The sequence below is a fragment of the Candidatus Zixiibacteriota bacterium genome (assembly GCA_036480375.1).
Classification (GTDB): domain Bacteria; phylum Zixibacteria; class MSB-5A5; order GN15; family JAAZOE01; genus JAZGGI01.
The window spans coordinates 1-16,544 of record JAZGGI010000010.1; the positions used below are offsets into that span (position 1 = coordinate 1).

Genomic DNA, 16,544 nt, shown 5'->3' on the forward strand with positions numbered 1-16,544 from the left:
CCTCAAGCGCAACTCGGGACTTAAATTCGGCGGAAAAACTTCGTCGCTTTCTCATACTTAAGCTCCTCATAATAATGTCTCATTTCCACCTTAACACATTGTCCAAAATCCTGCAACCACCTCTATATTTCAACTGATTGGCTTGATAAAGGCGATAAGTCATTTTCTATTGTTAGGGATTTGGAAGCCAAATGATTAAGCCAGTAGGGCAACATCCCTGCGATGCTGCCAATTTGTTGTCATTCCCGAGAGCGAAGCCCCGTCAGGGGTGAAGCGAGTCGGGAATCCAGTCAGCGTCAGTCAATTTCTGGATACCCGCCTTCGCGGGTATGACAATGAGGTATAGCCCAGCTAAAAGCCATTGAAGCAAACAATCTTAGAAGATTATTGTATAATAGTATGAAAAACTACCGTAACCTAAATCAGGGCAAAGGCGTCTTAGGATCAGATGGAGTTAATGAGCGAGAGATTTTGGAAATTACTGGAACCGGAATATATCCGGGCAATGATGTTCTGTCGAAAGTTAATGGGAGATCGTGATGCCGGAAACGACCTGTATCAGGATGCTCTGGTAAACGCCTTAAAAGGTTTTTCAACACTGAATGAGCAATCATCCTTCCGGCCCTGGCTTTATAAAATAATCGTCAATACGTTTCACAGTTTAAACCGGCGTCCATGGTGGAAAAGGATGATTCCAATCACCGCCGAAATTGAAAATATTCCGACAGGCACAAGTCAACTCGAAATACTGACAGCAAAAAGATGGCTTCGGGAATTATTCAAGGTCTTATCAAAAGAGCAACAGGCATTGATAACTCTTCATGAACTTGAAGGATGGCCGATTCGTGAACTGGCGGAATTAAACGGTAAATCGGAAGGAGCCATAAAAGCGAAATTATTTCGGGCAAGAAATAAAATGAAAAATGCGCTTATGAATGCCGAAAAAAAAACAGCTCGAAAGAGCATGAACCTGAGCGCGACGGATAAGCCCGAATTGGCGGCCTTAAAACCTGATTAAACCCTGGATTTAAGTTATGAAAAACAAAAAGAACAAAAAGAATAAAAAGGATATTGAGCGAGCGGAAAAAGGATTACAAAATATCCTATCCGCGGCCGGTCGCGACGATAATGATAAAGTCATTCCGCTTTCGGGTATGAAATCCAAAATTGAAGCCAAAACAAATATTGACAGCGTCGCGACATCCGACCAAAAAATGAGGTCAGGTTTTAATTTTCGAGCCTTCATTCGAAAGCCCGCATATTCAATAACCCTGGCCGCATTGACAATTATTATAATAATCTCCGCGGTCATACCGCTAAAATATAAGAAGACAATCGGCTATGAGGTTGCCTTTTCCGGAGTGAACAAAGATTTGTACGACGACGATAATGTATTCTGCGATCTGTTGCAATATCTCGGGCTAAATGACGCCGATATAGATTTTCAGGGCTGTCAAGCCTCCTGCAGTCTGGTGGTCATCGATTTGAAAACCGAGGAAGAGGCGATGATGGTGGTATCCGCGTTCACGCAGATAGATACGGATAAAATAACGCCTCAGGTCATAACGATTCAAACAAATGAAATGAAAACCTTATTGGATCAGGCCAATGAAAAGTTTTTAAACTAACTGTGTAAATCATAAGCCGGCGCCGGCTTTTACCGCGACCAAAAGCATGCATGGTCGCACATATATCTGGTTAGAATAAAATAAAAAAGGAGAATGAATTATGTTTAGACATGTACTTATCGGCGCCGCCATACTGATATTATTTGGCGCTATCAATGTTGCCGCGGGTCCCAAATTAACAATCTCAGAAAATGAGTTTGACTTTGGGTATGCGCCGCAAAAGGCGAAACTATCCCATACCTTTTGGGTGAAATCAACGGGCGATGAAGTCCTGAAGATATCCAAAGTTATCCCCGGATGCGGTTGCACTAAAGCTCCTATGGATAAGAAAATTATCGCTCCGGGCGATAGCGCCAGGCTCGAAATTATCTTCAGTACTCGAAATTATAAAGGAGCCATCCAAAAAAGCCCGCGAATTGAGTCCAATACTTTGAAAGGGAAGACTTTTGTCAATATCCGCACCAATATAGTACAGGGCGAGCAATCGACAAAGACGATTGTTTTTTCACCCCCTATACTTAATCTGACAAAAGATAAATTGAGTGAAAACAATGAGATCTCATTTGATATTTCAAATGTTAACGCCAAAGATCTTCAATTGAAACTAATTGACTGGCCGGGTGAATTATTTGAGGTATCAATTCCGGAAAATATTCCCGCCGGGGAAACAATCAAAGCGACGATTACTCTAGATAAAGATATATTGGGTGAGTCTTTTGAGAAATCCTTGACCTTTGAAATCAATAATGATACTTCGGATCGTTTTACATTACCGATTAGAAAGCAAGTCTTTCTTGTGACCAGTCAAAATTGACGAAATATTTCATAGATTTCACCATAATCTAAGGCGGAAGAGTTGCTTCCGCCTTTTTGAATAAAATTAGATTGCACTAAAATTCAGGGTTAAATTTTCTGAAATTTAAACCATTTTTGACGATTTTAGTATAAAGAACAAAGCAATATCCAAACGGTAAAATTACCGCATTTATGTGGCGTCGCCCGAACAACCGATTATATTGGGCCGCAAGGAGAACCGAGATATGTACAAGATAGCGACTCTGACAGGATTAATCTTTTTGATAATTGCCGCCGTTTCGGTATCGGCCGAGCCTGATATGAAAATCAATGGCGAGACCTTTGATTATGGCTATGTTCCCCAGCGGGCCAAAGTAGTCCATGCTTTTTGGTTGAAATCGGTAGGTGATACCACGCTATATATAAAAACCGTCAAACCGGCCTGCGGATGCACCAAAGCTCCTCTCGAAAAAAATCTAATTGAACCGGGCGATAGTTCCAAACTCGAAATAACTTTCAGCACCCGTAAATATACAGGATCGGTCAAAAAATCAATAAAAATAACGACCAATGCCAGCGACTCGGCGCAGAATATATATGTCGCGGCCAATGTCTTTACCGATCCGAGCGAATTGGCGCCTCTGACTGTTGAACCTTATACAGTCGAGATTACCGCTGAAACGGTTGACGCCAATGATGCCGTCTTATTTTCAATAACGAATAATTCAAATGCCGATGTTCGACTGAAACCTATAGAATGGGCGAAGCATTTGTTTGATATTGATATTCCCGAAGTTATCAAAGCCGGAGAAACCAAACAGGGCAAAGTCATCCTATTTGCCGAATCTTATATGAAATCATTCTCCAAATCGATAACGATTGAACTTGACGACGAGAACAAAATCCGGTATTCGCTGCCGGTGTTGAAGCAGACATTTTTTAAGAAGAAGACACAATAAGAAATTAAGCGGAAATTGGCCGGGAATCGCATCCCGGCTTTTTTTATCCTATCCGCTCTACTTGATTTCCCCATCTCGACTTTGTATATATAGGTTTATCATTTTTAACGATTAACCTTGAATGAATATTTTTTGGGTGATAAGGCAATAATATGAACACAATTCTTATAACCGGGGCGCTGGGGCAGATCGGGTCGGAATTGACCGCGGCACTACGAAATAAATGCGGCGAAAACAGTGTTATCGCAACCGATATTAGGATGCCTTCGGATTTGAAACTGCGTCATTCGGGGCCGTTTGAAATTCTCGATGTTACCGACGAGCATCATATTACGCGCGTTATGCAGCAGTATAAGGTTGACACGATATATCACCTCGCGGCGATTTTGTCAGCAATCGGGGAAACCCGGCCGGGGATCGCCTGGCAGATTAATATGGGCGGGCTGTATAATATGCTCGAAGCGGCTCGGCAATATCGCTGTAAGATGTTTTTCCCCAGTTCAATCGGAGCTTTCGGGCCGTCAACGCCGAAGAAAAACACACCTCAGATGCCGATTATGCGTCCGGAAACAATGTACGGAATCACTAAAGTTTCGGGCGAGCTATTGTGCGATTATTATTTTCGGCGTTTTGGAGTCGATACGCGCAGCCTGAGGTTCCCCGGATTAATATCGTATGAAACCGAACCGGGGGGAGGGACGACCGATTACGCCGTCGAAATATTTTTTGACGCCATCAAGCATAAAAAATATACCTGTTACCTGCGGGGCGACTGCTCGCTGGATATGATGTATATGCCCGACGCCATAAAATCTCTTATAGAACTTATGGAAGCCGATGGCGAGAAACTAATACATAGAAACGCCTACAATATTACCGCCATGAGCCTGACTCCCGATATGCTGGCCGATGAAATTCGCAAGCATATACCGGAATTTGAAATTGAGTACGAGATTGACCCTGTCCGGCAGGCGATTGCCGATTCATGGCCGGATTCGCTTGATGATACTGTGGCGCGGAAAGAATGGGGCTGGAAGCACAATTATGATTTGCCCACGATGGCAAAAGATATGCTCGATAAAATTGGAAAGAAAATTTAGGATAAGCAAGGAGATTTTATAGATGCCATACGAAAGATTTTCGCGGTATTTGCAGACACAAATAGATGAATTGAACGCCACCGGCACGGCCAAAGGCAAAGAACTGGTTGTTACCGAAGTAATCAAAGCCGACGGTAAACGCGGGCCTCGATTTAAACTGGACGGTTATGGCGACAAAGAATTTATCCGGATGAATTCCAATTCATACCTGGGACTGCAATTTCAGGATCATATGCTCAAGGCGGAAGAAGAAGGCGCTCAACAATACGGCGTTGGTCCCGGAGCCGTCAGGTTTATCAGCGGCACCTACAAGCCGCATATTGAATTGGAAAAGCGTCTGGCAAAATTCCACGGCCGCGATGACTGTATGCTCAACAGTTCAGCCTACACGACCGTTTTGGGCGTTATCTCGACTTTGGCCACTCCCGAAACTATAATTATCTCCGATGAGCTCAATCACAATTGCATAATCAATGCCATGAAACTGGCGCGTCCGAAAGGCAAAAAAATATTCAAACATCTCAATATGAATCAACTCGAGGAGCAAATTAAAGAATCGATCGGGCAATGTGAAAATATTATTCTCATTACCGACGGCGTATTCAGCATGCGTGGCGACTACGCCCCACTGGATAAGATTTGTGAAATCACAGAGAAATATAATAGCGAATTTTCAAAAGATATAATTCTGATTGTCGATGATTCGCACGGTGTCGGAGCCTATGGAGCGACGGGGAGAGGTACTGAGGAGATTTGCAATGCCAAAGGCGTGGACATATTAGTCGCGACGCTGGGAAAAGCATTTGGCGTCAATGGAGGATATATTGTCGCTAACGGAGCCATCGTGCCATACTTGCGAGAGAAAAATCCATTCTATATATACACCAATCCGATCACGCCTTCTGAAACAACAACGGCTATTCAGGCCCTGGCAACACTCGACAGCGATGATGGTAAAAAACTTTTGGCGCATCTCTCAGAGATGACCAAAAAATATGAGCAGGGGCTTTTGGATCTGGGTTTCGAAACGATTCCCAGTCCGCATCCGATTGTGCCGCTTTTGGTGCGTGATACCGAAAAGACAACAAGGCTGGTGCAATATCTGAGAGATAACGGCGTTTTGGGGACGGGTCTGAATTACCCGGTCGTCCCGAAAGGCGATGAAACAATTCGCTTCCAGGTCTGCGCCGATCATACGCCATACGATATTGATTGTGTTCTGGAAGTGCTGAAGAAGTTTGAGTGAATAGGATAAGGCTATTTAATCAACCGTCAGTTCACAATTTCGCTTTTCTCGAAATCAAGAATTGATGGAACCTTATGACACCTAATTACATGTGTAATCATGAATCACGCATCTCTGATTTCACGAGCAGAGCTTTTATTTCTGGTCTGCAAATAGACAAAATCGATTCAATTATTTCGAGAACCCACTTCCCCATGAATGGTGATAAATATATTTCATCTATGAGCTCAGAAATATCTACACGAACGTATCTTCCAATTGAACTGTCATATGGTGTTGCAACCCCTCCTTCCGAGCGAGGAAAGTGCAGGATGCATGCCCGAATTTCATTTTCGTAACGATAATATGTCTTTTTTGTCATCATGAGACTGAATCTATTTACGTCGCATTTTGGAATGGAATCTTGGTATTGTACCCTGCCAACGTATAAATCTTCTGGGTAAGGATCGTCACCCTTCTCTATGGCCGAAGTGAGCCTCGAAACGCTGCTCTTAATTGCCGCACCGGCTAATCTGTTTCCCACGTAGATTTTCCAGAGTGCGTAGGACTCGCTTTCCCCCGCAGACCATGAGTTGACAAGATTTAAATCGCGCAAAAGGTGTCCAGAATTGTAGATGTAACTGGCAATTCCTTCTTCAAGGTCTCGATCTTTGAAACCCTTTTTTGCCAGTCGGCGTCTTTCTTCTTCGATCGTCGACATCGGGAGCGATGCCTCATATTGGTCCGATAGATTTTTCATATTTATGAAAAACAACCGCTGATTCATTATGAGGTCCAGGAATTTTGTAATATCCAGGTATCTCCAAATGGTTAGGTTTCCGGGAGGCTGTTCAAGTAAATCACTTTTTTTGATTATCATCAAACTAATGTACCCTATATTGGTTGTTGTTTTCTTATGAATCTACAACTTCAAATTAAAACAAACCACTTTCGGTTCGGTCATTTCCTGAAGAGAGAATTTTAATCCTTCCCGGCCCAGACCGGAATATTTGACTCCGCCGAACGGCATCGAATCCAAACGATAATCGGTCGAGTCATTTATCATCACGCCGCCGCAATCGAGCTCATACGATGCTTTGAAAGCGATATCGATATTACTTGTAAATATCGCCGCCAGAAGACCGTAGGGGAGAGAATTAGCTTCGGCGATAGCTTTATCCAGATCATTGACACGATAAAAATTGACCGTCGGGCCGAATACTTCTTCACAATGAATCGTGATATCATCAGGCAGATTTTCAAGAACAGTCGGCTCGTATAATGCTCCTTTGCGTTTTCCACCGGTCAATAATGTCGCGCCTTTTTCGACGGCTTCATTAACCCATTTCTCGACCCGCACCGCTTCAGCTTCGGTTATCATCGGGCCCATGTCGGTTTCTTCTTTCATTTTGTCACCGATGATATATTTATTTGTCTGAGCAACGAATTTTTCTTTGAACTCATCATAAATATCATCATGTATCAAAATTCTTTGGACGCCAATACAGTTTTGACCTGCCGCCCAGAACGCTCCGGAAACGCATGATTCGACGGCCAGATCAATATCGGCGTCTTTCCAGACAATGACGGGTGAGTTGGAACCGAGCTCCATCCCGATCTTTTTTATTCCAGCCTTGGAAGCGATCTGTTTTCCCGCCTCAACGCCGCCGGTGAAAGAAATCATCCGCACCCGTTCGTCACTGACGAGGGCATCCCCGATCTCGGAACCGTATCCGGTGACGACCTGAATTGCCTGTGGCGGCAATCCGGCTTCGAGCATCGCTTCCACCAGTTTAATTGCCGACAGCGGCGTAACCGTGGCCGGTTTTATTATCACCGAATTGCCGGCCGCAATGGCCGGGCCGATTTTATGCGCGACCAGATTCAGGGGGTCATTGAACGGCGTAATCGCCAGAATGACGCCGATTGGAAAGCGATAATAATACCCTTTACGGTTTTCGCCTCCGGGAAATGAATCGAATGGAATCGTTTCACCAAGAATTCGTTTGGCTTCTTCGGCCGAGCAGGTAATTGTATTGACGCACCGGGACGCCTCTTTGCGGGCTTCTCGAATCGTTTTGGAACCTTCGCGCGCGATAGTCTCGGCGAAATCATCAAGTCTTTCCGAAATTATACTTGCCGTCTTAAATAGAATTTCGGCTCGCTCATATACCGTCATTCTCTTCGTGATTTCAAATCCGGCGACCGCGGATTTGAGTGCGGTTTCGACATCGTCGGCTGTTCCGGCCGGAACGGTATTAATTATTGAATTGTCAAAGGGATCGATTACATCAATCTTTTTATCTCTATCAACCCATTCGCCGTTCAATAACATCTTCATTTTTTCCCTCCCGCGTGAATTATATCAATCAGTGCGCTGTAACCGGTTTCGATTTTTCCCGCCCCGGGCCCGACGATTGTGACATCGCCTAATGTATCGGTCGTAATCGTAACAGCGTTGGTGACGCCCATAACTCCGGCCAGGGGATGTGTCATGTCGATTTTCTCAGGCGCCACGCTGGCCTGAACTTTTCCGTTCTCTTTCCAGACGCACCCGATTAATTTGTATCTTTTACCATTGTATTTGGCATTGGCAATATCCTGAAGAGAAATATTCGTAATTCCTTCGCAACGAAAATCCTGTGGCTTGACTTTGACGCCGAAAACGGTATTAGCCAGAATCGTAACTTTGGCCAGAGTATCCCAACCCAATACATCGGCGTCAGGAACAGCTTCGGCGTACCCAAGTTCCTGCGCGGTTTTAAGAGCGTCATTATAATCCATGCCCTCTTCCATCTGCGACAGAATGTAATTCGTGGTGCCATTTAAAATGCCCTTAATTTCGGTAATTTCGCTTCCGGCTAATGTTTCCCGAATCATATTTAAAAGAGGCGTACCGCTTATAACCGTACCTTCATAATAAAAGCCGACGTTTTTCTCTTTAGCCAACTGGTTCAATTCATGAAAGTATAAAGCTACCGGACCCTTATTCATTGTCGTAACATGCATGCGGTTTTCCAGAGCGGTGCGAATATGTGAAGTCGCCGGTTCGGCGATTTTTATATCGGTATAAGTAGCTTCGACCATCATATCCGCCCTGGCGTGTTTAATCATACTGAGGGTGTCGCCATCGAAACTGTCAGGTAATTCAGAAAATTTTTTGCCTTTATTGATCGTATCCAGAACAATTTGCAAGTCGATGCCATCTTCACAATAAATGTTTCCATGAATCATATCGGCAATACCAACTACGGATAAATCTTTGACAATTAATCTGGATAACATTTGTGATTTTTTGATTAGTAATTCGGCCAGGCCCTGCCCCACGGTGCCAAATCCAATAAGCAATAGCCGCAAGATGCCCTCCTTCCGCACTCGGTTGTCTGTTGTATTATTTGTCAATCCTTTTTCAAAGACCTCGGATAATCTATGACCGGTTGACTCCCCAAATATCCATTATTTTTTGGAAATTCTTTGCCCGAGTCCCCAACAAATGACTATAATAAAAAATAAAGAAAAATGAAAGACTATTTTTGTCAATTATTGTGGAAAAAGAAAAATACGCCGCTTGCCTTTTAACTTTATCTATTGTATTATACTTAACTTTGCGTATTTGAAGAATGAAACGGTTAAATAAGTGGGACTCAACTTTTGAATAGAGGTATGTAAATGGTTGGAATAGTTGGTTATGGCGCGCATATTCCTCGTCATCGCATCAAAGTGGAAGAGATCGCGAAAGTATGGGGAGCCGATGCGCCCAGTTATAAGAAAGGGCTGATGCTTCACGAAAAATCAGTACCGACTCCCGACGTCGATACGATTACGCTTTCGGTGGGAGCCGCCAAAAACGCCCTGAAAAGAGCCATGATCGATCCCAAAGATATTGGGGCTGTTTATGTCGGTTCCGAATCGCATCCTTACGCGGTTAAGCCGTCAGGTACGGTTGTAGCCGAAGCGATCGGATGCGTTCCGGATTGTCATTGCGCTGATTTTGAATTCGCCTGCAAAGCCGGTTCCGAAGCGATGTTTGTAACTTTAGGGCTCGTTAAATCGGGCTTTGTTAAATACGCCCTGGCCGTGGGAGGCGATACTTCTCAAGGCGCCCCTGGCGACGCCTTAGAGTATTCAGCCTCGGCCGGAGCGGCGGCGTTCATCATGGGCAAGAAAGACTTAATCGCCGAATGTGTTGCGACCTATTCATTTATGACCGATACTCCTGACTTCTGGCGAAGAGAGTATGAATTTTATCCTCAACACGGCGGACGCTTCACCGGTGAACCGGCTTATTTTAAAACCGTTACGGGTGCCGCCGATGGAATTTTGAAAAAAGTGAAAATGAAACCGAAAGATTTTGCCTATGTGATCTTTCATCAACCGAACGGAAAATTTCCTCAGAGGATTGGTAAAAGGCTCGGTTTTACGCCCAAACAGATAGAACCGGGTTGGTTGGCCCCGAGACTGGGCAATACTTATTCCGGAGCCTCTCCGATAGGTTTAACCTCGACTCTCGATATTTCTAAACCGGGTGATATGATCCTGATGATTTCTTACGGCTCGGGAGCCGGTTCGGATGCTTTTGTCTGGAGAGTTACCGACCGCATAAATGAGGTTCGCGACCTGGCCGTTCACACGACCACTTTGCTGGATCAAAATAAAACTTACGTCGATTACGGTACTTACGCCAAATACCGGCACAAAATCCTGAAGAATAATTAGGAGGGAATTAAGATGAGAGATGTTGCTGTTGTCGGTATAGGAATCATGAAATGGGGTGAGCTCTGGGAAAAATCGTTCCGCGATATATTCACCGAAGCCGCTCTGAATGCCATGGATGATGCCGGTGTCGATAAAATAGATTCATTGATTGTGGGATGTATGACCGGCGGTTTGTTTGTCGGTCAGGAGCATGTCGGCGCGATTATGGCTGATTACATTGGCCAGCGTCATATTCCGGCGGCGCACGTGGAATCAGCCTGCGCTTCCGGCGGATTGGCGTTTCGCCAGGCTTTTATAGAAGTTGCTTCAGGCATATCCGATGTCGTGATGGCAGGCGGTGTCGAAAAAATGACCGACATTTCCGGCGACGGGGCGACTTACGCACTGGCTGCGGCCGCCGATCAGGAATATGAAGTATTTCACGGGGTAACTTTTCCGGGCTTATATGCCATGATGGCCCGCGTCTATATGAAAAAGTATAAAGTGACTCGTCGCCAGCTTTCGGCGGTGCCTTATAAATCGCATCTGAATGGTTCCAAGAATCCTTATGCTCAGTATCCATTCCCAATCAAACTTGAGGATGTGGAAAACGGTGTCAAGGTTGCCGATCCTTTGCATATTCTGGACTGCTCTCCGATAACTGACGGCGCCGCGGCTTGCATTTTGACCACGGTTGAAAGCGCAAAGAAAATGAAAAAGCCGTATATACGGATTACTGGTTCGGCAATGGCGACCGATACGATTGCTTTGCATCAGCGCGAAAGCCTGACGACTCTAAAATCGACTGAACTGGCCGGTAAGAGAGGTCTCAAAATGGCCGGACGCAAAATCAGCGAAATCGATTTAGTTGAGGTTCATGATTGTTTTTCGATCGCTGAAATTATCGTAACCGAATCGCTTGGATTTTTCAAACCGGGTCAAGGCGCAACGGCGGCCGCCTCGGGCGCGACGGCATTGGATGGAAAAATTCCGGTCAATACTTCCGGCGGTTTGAAATCTAAAGGACATCCGGTTGGTGCGACCGGTATCGGTCAGGTGGTCGAGGTCGTCAAGCAGCTTCGCGGCGAAGCCGAAAACGGCAGACAGATAAAGAGCAATCCCAAAGTCGGGATGACTCAAAACATGGGCGGCTCCGGCGCTTCCGCGGTGGTGCATATCCTGGAGGTGGCGTGATGTTTCCATCAAGAATCTGGAGAGAAATGCCTCAGCGTTACCGCCTCGAGGCCTCAATTTGTAAAAAATGCGGCAAGCGGTTTTATCCGCCGCGTTTGATTTGCGACCAATGCGGATTCCGTAAATTTGAGTCGTATAATTTACCGGAAGAAGGAAAACTGCAAACATTCACGGTCATTCGTATTCCGGCCTCACAATTTTCCGACCAATCACCGTATGCCATTGGGATTGTCAAATTTGACGATAGTCTGCAATTGATGGCGCAAATTGTTGACTGTGACGTGGATAAACTCAAAATCGGCCAAAAGGTCAGGCTTGAATTCAGGCGGATTCAAACCGATAAATCGCATGGCGTTTTGAGTTATGCTTATAAACTCGTGCCCAAGTGGTATTAGGAAAATATAGGGCTTCTTCGTGAAGCCTTTTTTATATATATTTATTTCAGCGGGGGTGCAATACAAAAACTATGCCTATAAATTGACAGGACAATATGTTTAGAATCGAATCGAAAATTAGTACGGGTTCGTCGGCCTTTAAGGAAAACGACAAATTAAACCGGGAAGCCGCTCGTCTATACAAACGGCGAATTGAAGAAATTAAATTGGGCGGTCCGGAAAAAGCCCGAAAGCTTCACACCGATCGCGGTAAGATTCTTCCCCGTGAACGGGTTGAAAAACTGCTCGACAAGAACACTCCGTTTCTTGAATTGTCGCCTCTGGCCGCTTACGACATGTATAAGGGCAAAGCCCCCGGCGCGGGCGTTATTACCGGTATCGGAATTATCCAGGGCCGGGAGGTGATGATTGTCGCCAATGACGCGACGGTTAAAGGCGGAACTTATTTTCCGGAAACAATCAAAAAACATATTCGAGCTCAGGATATTTCACTCGAAAATAATCTACCATGCGTTTACCTGGTTGATTCCGGTGGTATTTTCCTCCCGCAGCAGGCGGGTGTATTCGCCGATAAAGAACACTTTGGTCATATCTTTTTCAATCAGGCCAAATTGTCGGCCAACCGCATTCCCCAAATCGCCGTTGTCATGGGTTCTTGCACGGCCGGGGGAGCTTACGTGCCGGCCATGTCGGATGAAACCGTTATCGTTCGCAAGCAAGGAACGATTTTTATCGGCGGGCCGCCTTTGGTGAAGGCCGCCACCGGCGAAGTTGTCTCACCTGAGGATTTGGGCGGCGCGGATGTTCATTGCCGAATTTCAGGAGTGGCCGATCATTATGCCCAGAATGACGCTCATGCGATTTCCCTGACCCGCAATATTGTTGAAAATCTCGAACGAACTCAAAAATATCCGCTTGATATATCCGAACCGGAAGAACCGCATTATGATCCTGAAGAACTTTACGGAGTTGTACCTAATGATCTGCGTCAACCGTATGATGTCCGGGAAGTCATCGCCCGTATCGTTGACGGCTCGCGATTTCATGAATTCAAGCAACTATACGCGCCGACTCTCATTACCGGCTTTGCGCGCATCATGGGTTACCCGGTCGGGATACTCGGCAATAACGGCGTTATCTTTGGCGAATCTTCACAGAAGGGCGCCCATTTTGTCGAACTCTGCTGCGTGCGTAAAATCCCGTTGATATTCCTGCAAAATATCACCGGTTTTATCGTCGGAAAGCAATATGAGCACAGCGGCATCGCCCGCGACGGAGCCAAAATGGTTCATGCCGTCGCCAACGCGCAGGTTCCCAAATTCACTGTCGTCATCGGCGCTTCGCACGGCGCGGGCAACTACGCTATGTGCGGACGGGGATACGAACCACGACTGATGTGGATATGGCCGATGGGCAAAATTTCAGTTATGGGTGGCGAGCAGGCCGCCGGGGTATTGGCCGATGTTAAAGTTGCCCAGATGGCTCGCCAGGACAAAACTCTCACCGAGGAAGAAATCAACGCCATCAAGCAGCCGATACTTGACCAGTATGAAGATGAATCGTCACCATATTATGCCACCGCACGACTATGGGATGACGGCATCCTCGATATGACCGAAACCCGACAGGCGTTGGCGCTGGGCATCGCGATGTCACTCAATCAACATATCCCCGATCATAAGTTCGGGGTTTTCAGGATGTAGAATTAATGGACAAAGAATATAAAACAGTCAAAGTCGAAATAGAAGGCCCGGTCGCGCGAGTCAATTTCTGCCGACCGGAAGTCCACAACGCCTTTAATGACGTTCTCATTTATGAGATGACCGATCTTTTTCAATCGCTCAAAAAAGAAGAAGGTTTGCGAGTTATAGTTTTATCGGGTGAAGGCAAATCATTTTGTGCCGGGGCTGATCTAAACTGGATGCGCCGCGTCAAAGATTACAGCTATGAAAAAAATCTCGAAGAATCTCTGGCCCTGGCCGATTTGTTTTACTTGATTTATACCATGCCTCTGCCGGTCATCGGACGCATCAACGGCGCGGCCATCGGAGGCGGCACCGGTTTTGTTTCCGTCTGCGATATTTCCGTCGCCGCCGAATCGGCTAAGTTCTCTTTCTCCGAAGTAAAAATCGGAATCGTTCCGGCTTGCATTGGACCTTATGTTATTAGGAAATTAGGAGAGGGGAAGGCTCGTGAATTTTTCATATCCGGCGAGAGACTGACCGCCGCCGAAGCGTATCGTATCGGACTCGTCAACCGATATTATCCCGATGATAAACTCGATGAAGAAATTGACAAATTGATAAAAACGCTTCTTTCGTCCGGGCCCAACGCCATCGCGATGGCAAAAGAACTCGTTTCCAATATCCCGGGGATGAAACCCCACGAGTTCAAGCCATACACTGCCAAGATGATCGCCAAATTGCGCCTGTCGGATGAGGGGCAGGAGGGGATGGACGCCTTTTTGAATAAACGCAAACCGAACTGGGTAAAAGAATAAAGATGCCAAAACTGTTTAATAAAATCCTTGTCGCCAATCGTGGCGAGATCGCCGTGCGCGTGCTTCGCGCCTGCCAAACGCTCAATATAAAAACCGTTTCCGTTTATTCCACAGCAGATAAATACGCCGTCCATACATTGATGGGCGATGAAGCCTGCGAAATCGGACCTCCTCCTCCGCTCGAATCGTATTTGAATGTCGATAAAATTATCGAAGCCGCCAAATTATCCGGCGCGGATGCGATTCATCCCGGTTACGGTTTTCTGGCAGAAAATTGCAATTTCGCCCAGGCTTGCCTCGATAACGGATTCGTATTTATCGGCCCGCCGCCGGATGCCATTCTTTTGATGGGTAACAAGATCGAGTCGCGCAAGAAAATGGCCGGGGCCGGAGTGCCTTTGATTCCGGGCATGAAAAGCGCCGGTAATAGTCTCGATGAATTCAAAAAAGTCGCCGACGAATCCGGATACCCCGTTCTCATAAAGGCCGCAGCCGGAGGGGGCGGCAAGGGTATGCGAGTCGTCAATGATCCGGTCGATTTGGAAACCGCCATCGACGGAGCCAAACGCGAAGCCAAATCCGCCTTTGATGATGATACCGTCTATCTCGAAAAATATATCGTCGATCCCCGACATATCGAATTTCAGGTTTTCGCCGACTCGCACGGTAATGCTATCCATGTTTTCGAGCGGGAATGTTCAATCCAACGCCGGCATCAGAAAATTATTGAAGAAACGCCGTCAGTTGCCGTCACGCCTAAACTTCGCAAGAAGATGGGCGAGGCCGCCGTTGCCGTCACCAAAGCCTGTGGTTATGTCAATGCCGGCACGGTTGAATTTTTGCTCGATAAGAACGGCAAGTTTTATTTTCTGGAAATGAATACTCGCATCCAGGTCGAACATCCCGTTACCGAAGAAGTCGTCGGAGTCGATCTGGTGGCCGAACAGATCAAAGTAGCGTCCGGATTTCCGCTTTCGGACAAATTCAAGAATCTGTCGCAGCGGGGTCATGCTATCGAATGCCGAATTTATGCCGAAGATGCTGGGAATAATTTTATGCCATCGATTGGCAAAATACTTTTGTACCGCGAACCGACCGGGCCGGGTGTGCGGGTTGATTCGGGTGTTCGTCAGGACAGCGAAATCGGAATCGACTATGATCCGATTATGGCCAAACTGATTGTCTGGGGCGAAGATCGCGATATGGCTATTGCTCGAATGATAAAAGCCTTGAGAGAATACAAGATACTGGGCATAAAGCAATCCATTAAATATCTCGCGGATATTGTTGCACACGAGAAATATAAGTCAGGGGAGACTTACACTGATTTTATCGATAAAAACTTCGCCGACTGGTCCGATGACGGCGCGGATAATATCGAATTGGCCCTTGCCGCCGCGGCTGTTATAAATGCGAACGGCGGACAAAAAGTAGCTTTTGGAAGTAATCGGCAATCGAGAAAAGACTACAACCCGTGGCTTTCAATCGGCCCCTGGCGACTGGGAGAGAAAATTAAGTGATATACGAATTTATACATAATGGCGAAACCAAAACGGTTGAACTCAAAGACGGCAACAAAGCCGTTTTTGCCGACTCACAAAATACAATCGATATAAATTATACTCCCGACGGACGGATATTTATCCAGAACGCCGGTGCGTCAAAAGAAATCTTTGCCGTCACATCCGGCAATAAAACCTTTGTCGATATCGACGGGACATTATTCGAATTCACGATTCCATCCGAAGAAAATGGGATAGGCGGCGCCGGGGGAGAGCTGACCGATCCTTCAAAAGTTTTCGCTCCGATGCCCGGCAAGGTCGTCAAAGTCATGGTCAAGGTCGGTGATGAGGTTGAGAAGAAAGACCAGCTTATCATCGTCGAGGCGATGAAGATGGAACATATCTGTATCGCCAGAGCCAAAGCCAAAGTCTCCGCCGTCAATTTTTCCATCGGCGACCAGGTTGACACGGATACACCGTTGATTGAATTGGAGTTGGTGGAGTAATATTTATTGGTGGAGCCTAAAAAATTCAGTACGAAACATGGTCAT

16 protein-coding genes are annotated in these 16,544 nt (G+C 46.0%); 13 read left to right on the forward strand and 3 right to left on the reverse strand.

The genetic code is table 11. The features are described 5' to 3' along the window. The first annotated feature begins 457 nt into the window (after nt 1–457). The 6 genes from V3V99_02075 to V3V99_02100 all read left to right on the forward strand — a co-directional run bounded on the left by V3V99_02075 (nt 458) and on the right by V3V99_02100 (nt 5,728). Nucleotides 458–1,018, forward strand: coding sequence for an RNA polymerase sigma factor (locus V3V99_02075; GenBank protein MEE9441439.1), 561 nt, complete (start codon nt 458–460; stop codon nt 1,016–1,018). A gap of 16 nt (nt 1,019–1,034) precedes the next feature. Next, the gene (locus tag V3V99_02080; GenBank protein MEE9441440.1) at nt 1,035–1,628 is read left to right on the forward strand and encodes a hypothetical protein; all 594 of its coding nucleotides are present in this window, start codon (nt 1,035–1,037) and stop codon (nt 1,626–1,628) included. A gap of 100 nt (nt 1,629–1,728) precedes the next feature. Beyond that, entirely contained in the window at nt 1,729–2,442 is a 714-nt protein-coding gene (locus V3V99_02085) for a DUF1573 domain-containing protein (GenBank protein MEE9441441.1), read from the forward strand. 226 nt (nt 2,443–2,668) lie between these two features. Next, on the forward strand, nt 2,669–3,382 hold the full coding sequence (locus V3V99_02090; protein MEE9441442.1) for a DUF1573 domain-containing protein: 714 nt from the start codon (nt 2,669–2,671) through the stop codon (nt 3,380–3,382). Between the two features lie 152 nt (nt 3,383–3,534). Next, entirely contained in the window at nt 3,535–4,482 is a 948-nt protein-coding gene (locus V3V99_02095) for an L-threonine 3-dehydrogenase (GenBank protein MEE9441443.1), read from the forward strand. A gap of 22 nt (nt 4,483–4,504) precedes the next feature. Then, nucleotides 4,505–5,728 carry an aminotransferase class I/II-fold pyridoxal phosphate-dependent enzyme gene (locus V3V99_02100; GenBank protein ID MEE9441444.1) on the forward strand — a complete coding sequence of 408 codons (1,224 nt, stop codon included), beginning with the start codon at nt 4,505–4,507 and terminating at the stop codon, nt 5,726–5,728. A gap of 97 nt (nt 5,729–5,825) precedes the next feature. Here the strand turns inward: V3V99_02100 and V3V99_02105 are convergent, their stop codons facing one another. From V3V99_02105 to V3V99_02115, 3 genes are read right to left on the reverse strand one after another with little or no spacing between them, the layout of a single operon-like run. Next, nucleotides 5,826–6,587 (reverse strand): hypothetical protein, encoded by a 762-nt coding sequence (locus V3V99_02105; GenBank protein MEE9441445.1) that lies wholly within the window; start codon nt 6,585–6,587, stop codon nt 5,826–5,828. A gap of 42 nt (nt 6,588–6,629) precedes the next feature. Beyond that, nucleotides 6,630–8,048 carry an aldehyde dehydrogenase family protein gene (locus tag V3V99_02110; GenBank protein ID MEE9441446.1) on the reverse strand — a complete coding sequence of 473 codons (1,419 nt, stop codon included), beginning with the start codon at nt 8,046–8,048 and terminating at the stop codon, nt 6,630–6,632. Further along, a complete protein-coding gene (locus tag V3V99_02115; GenBank protein ID MEE9441447.1) occupies nt 8,045–9,064 on the reverse strand; it encodes a homoserine dehydrogenase in 1,020 nt (339 codons plus the stop codon). Before V3V99_02115 ends, V3V99_02110 begins: the two co-directional genes overlap by 4 nt. Nucleotides 9,065–9,376: 312 nt before the next feature. Between V3V99_02115 and V3V99_02120 the strand changes: the two genes are divergently transcribed. The 7 genes from V3V99_02120 (at nt 9,377) to V3V99_02150 (ending at nt 16,499) form a co-directional block, all read left to right on the forward strand. Then, nucleotides 9,377–10,423, forward strand: coding sequence for a hydroxymethylglutaryl-CoA synthase (locus tag V3V99_02120; GenBank protein ID MEE9441448.1), 1,047 nt, complete (start codon nt 9,377–9,379; stop codon nt 10,421–10,423). Nucleotides 10,424–10,435: 12 nt separating this feature from the next. After that, a complete protein-coding gene (locus V3V99_02125; GenBank protein ID MEE9441449.1) occupies nt 10,436–11,596 on the forward strand; it encodes a thiolase domain-containing protein in 1,161 nt (386 codons plus the stop codon). Next, a complete protein-coding gene (locus V3V99_02130) occupies nt 11,596–11,991 on the forward strand; it encodes a Zn-ribbon domain-containing OB-fold protein (protein MEE9441450.1) in 396 nt (131 codons plus the stop codon). Before V3V99_02125 ends, V3V99_02130 begins: the two co-directional genes overlap by 1 nt. 95 nt (nt 11,992–12,086) lie before the next feature. Beyond that, on the forward strand, nt 12,087–13,694 hold the full coding sequence (locus V3V99_02135; GenBank protein ID MEE9441451.1) for a carboxyl transferase domain-containing protein: 1,608 nt from the start codon (nt 12,087–12,089) through the stop codon (nt 13,692–13,694). A 5-nt stretch (nt 13,695–13,699) separates the two neighbouring features. Next, complete coding sequence (locus tag V3V99_02140) at nt 13,700–14,491, forward strand: enoyl-CoA hydratase/isomerase family protein (GenBank protein MEE9441452.1); 792 nt, start codon at nt 13,700–13,702, stop codon at nt 14,489–14,491. 2 nt (nt 14,492–14,493) lie between these two features. Next, nucleotides 14,494–16,011: an acetyl-CoA carboxylase biotin carboxylase subunit gene (locus V3V99_02145; protein MEE9441453.1), complete on the forward strand. Its 1,518-nt coding sequence runs from the start codon at nt 14,494–14,496 to the stop codon at nt 16,009–16,011. Continuing rightward, on the forward strand, nt 16,008–16,499 hold the full coding sequence (locus tag V3V99_02150; protein ID MEE9441454.1) for a biotin/lipoyl-containing protein: 492 nt from the start codon (nt 16,008–16,010) through the stop codon (nt 16,497–16,499). Before V3V99_02145 ends, V3V99_02150 begins: the two co-directional genes overlap by 4 nt. Nucleotides 16,500–16,544: the final 45 nt, after the last annotated feature.

What these genes read in the sequence shown, in the direction of transcription:
- V3V99_02075 (MEE9441439.1), top strand. Translation starts at nt 458, where the DNA reads ATGAGCGAGAGATTTTGGAAATTACTGGAACCGGAATATATCCGGGCA.
- V3V99_02080 (MEE9441440.1), top strand. Translation starts at nt 1,035, where the DNA reads ATGAAAAACAAAAAGAACAAAAAGAATAAAAAGGATATTGAGCGAGCG.
- V3V99_02085 (MEE9441441.1), top strand. Translation starts at nt 1,729, where the DNA reads ATGTTTAGACATGTACTTATCGGCGCCGCCATACTGATATTATTTGGC.
- V3V99_02090 (MEE9441442.1), top strand. Translation starts at nt 2,669, where the DNA reads ATGTACAAGATAGCGACTCTGACAGGATTAATCTTTTTGATAATTGCC.
- V3V99_02095 (MEE9441443.1), top strand. Translation starts at nt 3,535, where the DNA reads ATGAACACAATTCTTATAACCGGGGCGCTGGGGCAGATCGGGTCGGAA.
- V3V99_02100 (MEE9441444.1), top strand. Translation starts at nt 4,505, where the DNA reads ATGCCATACGAAAGATTTTCGCGGTATTTGCAGACACAAATAGATGAA.
- V3V99_02105 (MEE9441445.1), bottom strand. Translation starts at nt 6,587, where the DNA reads ATGATAATCAAAAAAAGTGATTTACTTGAACAGCCTCCCGGAAACCTA.
- V3V99_02110 (MEE9441446.1), bottom strand. Translation starts at nt 8,048, where the DNA reads ATGAAGATGTTATTGAACGGCGAATGGGTTGATAGAGATAAAAAGATT.
- V3V99_02120 (MEE9441448.1), top strand. Translation starts at nt 9,377, where the DNA reads ATGGTTGGAATAGTTGGTTATGGCGCGCATATTCCTCGTCATCGCATC.
- V3V99_02125 (MEE9441449.1), top strand. Translation starts at nt 10,436, where the DNA reads ATGAGAGATGTTGCTGTTGTCGGTATAGGAATCATGAAATGGGGTGAG.
- V3V99_02130 (MEE9441450.1), top strand. Translation starts at nt 11,596, where the DNA reads ATGTTTCCATCAAGAATCTGGAGAGAAATGCCTCAGCGTTACCGCCTC.
- V3V99_02135 (MEE9441451.1), top strand. Translation starts at nt 12,087, where the DNA reads ATGTTTAGAATCGAATCGAAAATTAGTACGGGTTCGTCGGCCTTTAAG.
- V3V99_02140 (MEE9441452.1), top strand. Translation starts at nt 13,700, where the DNA reads ATGGACAAAGAATATAAAACAGTCAAAGTCGAAATAGAAGGCCCGGTC.
- V3V99_02145 (MEE9441453.1), top strand. Translation starts at nt 14,494, where the DNA reads ATGCCAAAACTGTTTAATAAAATCCTTGTCGCCAATCGTGGCGAGATC.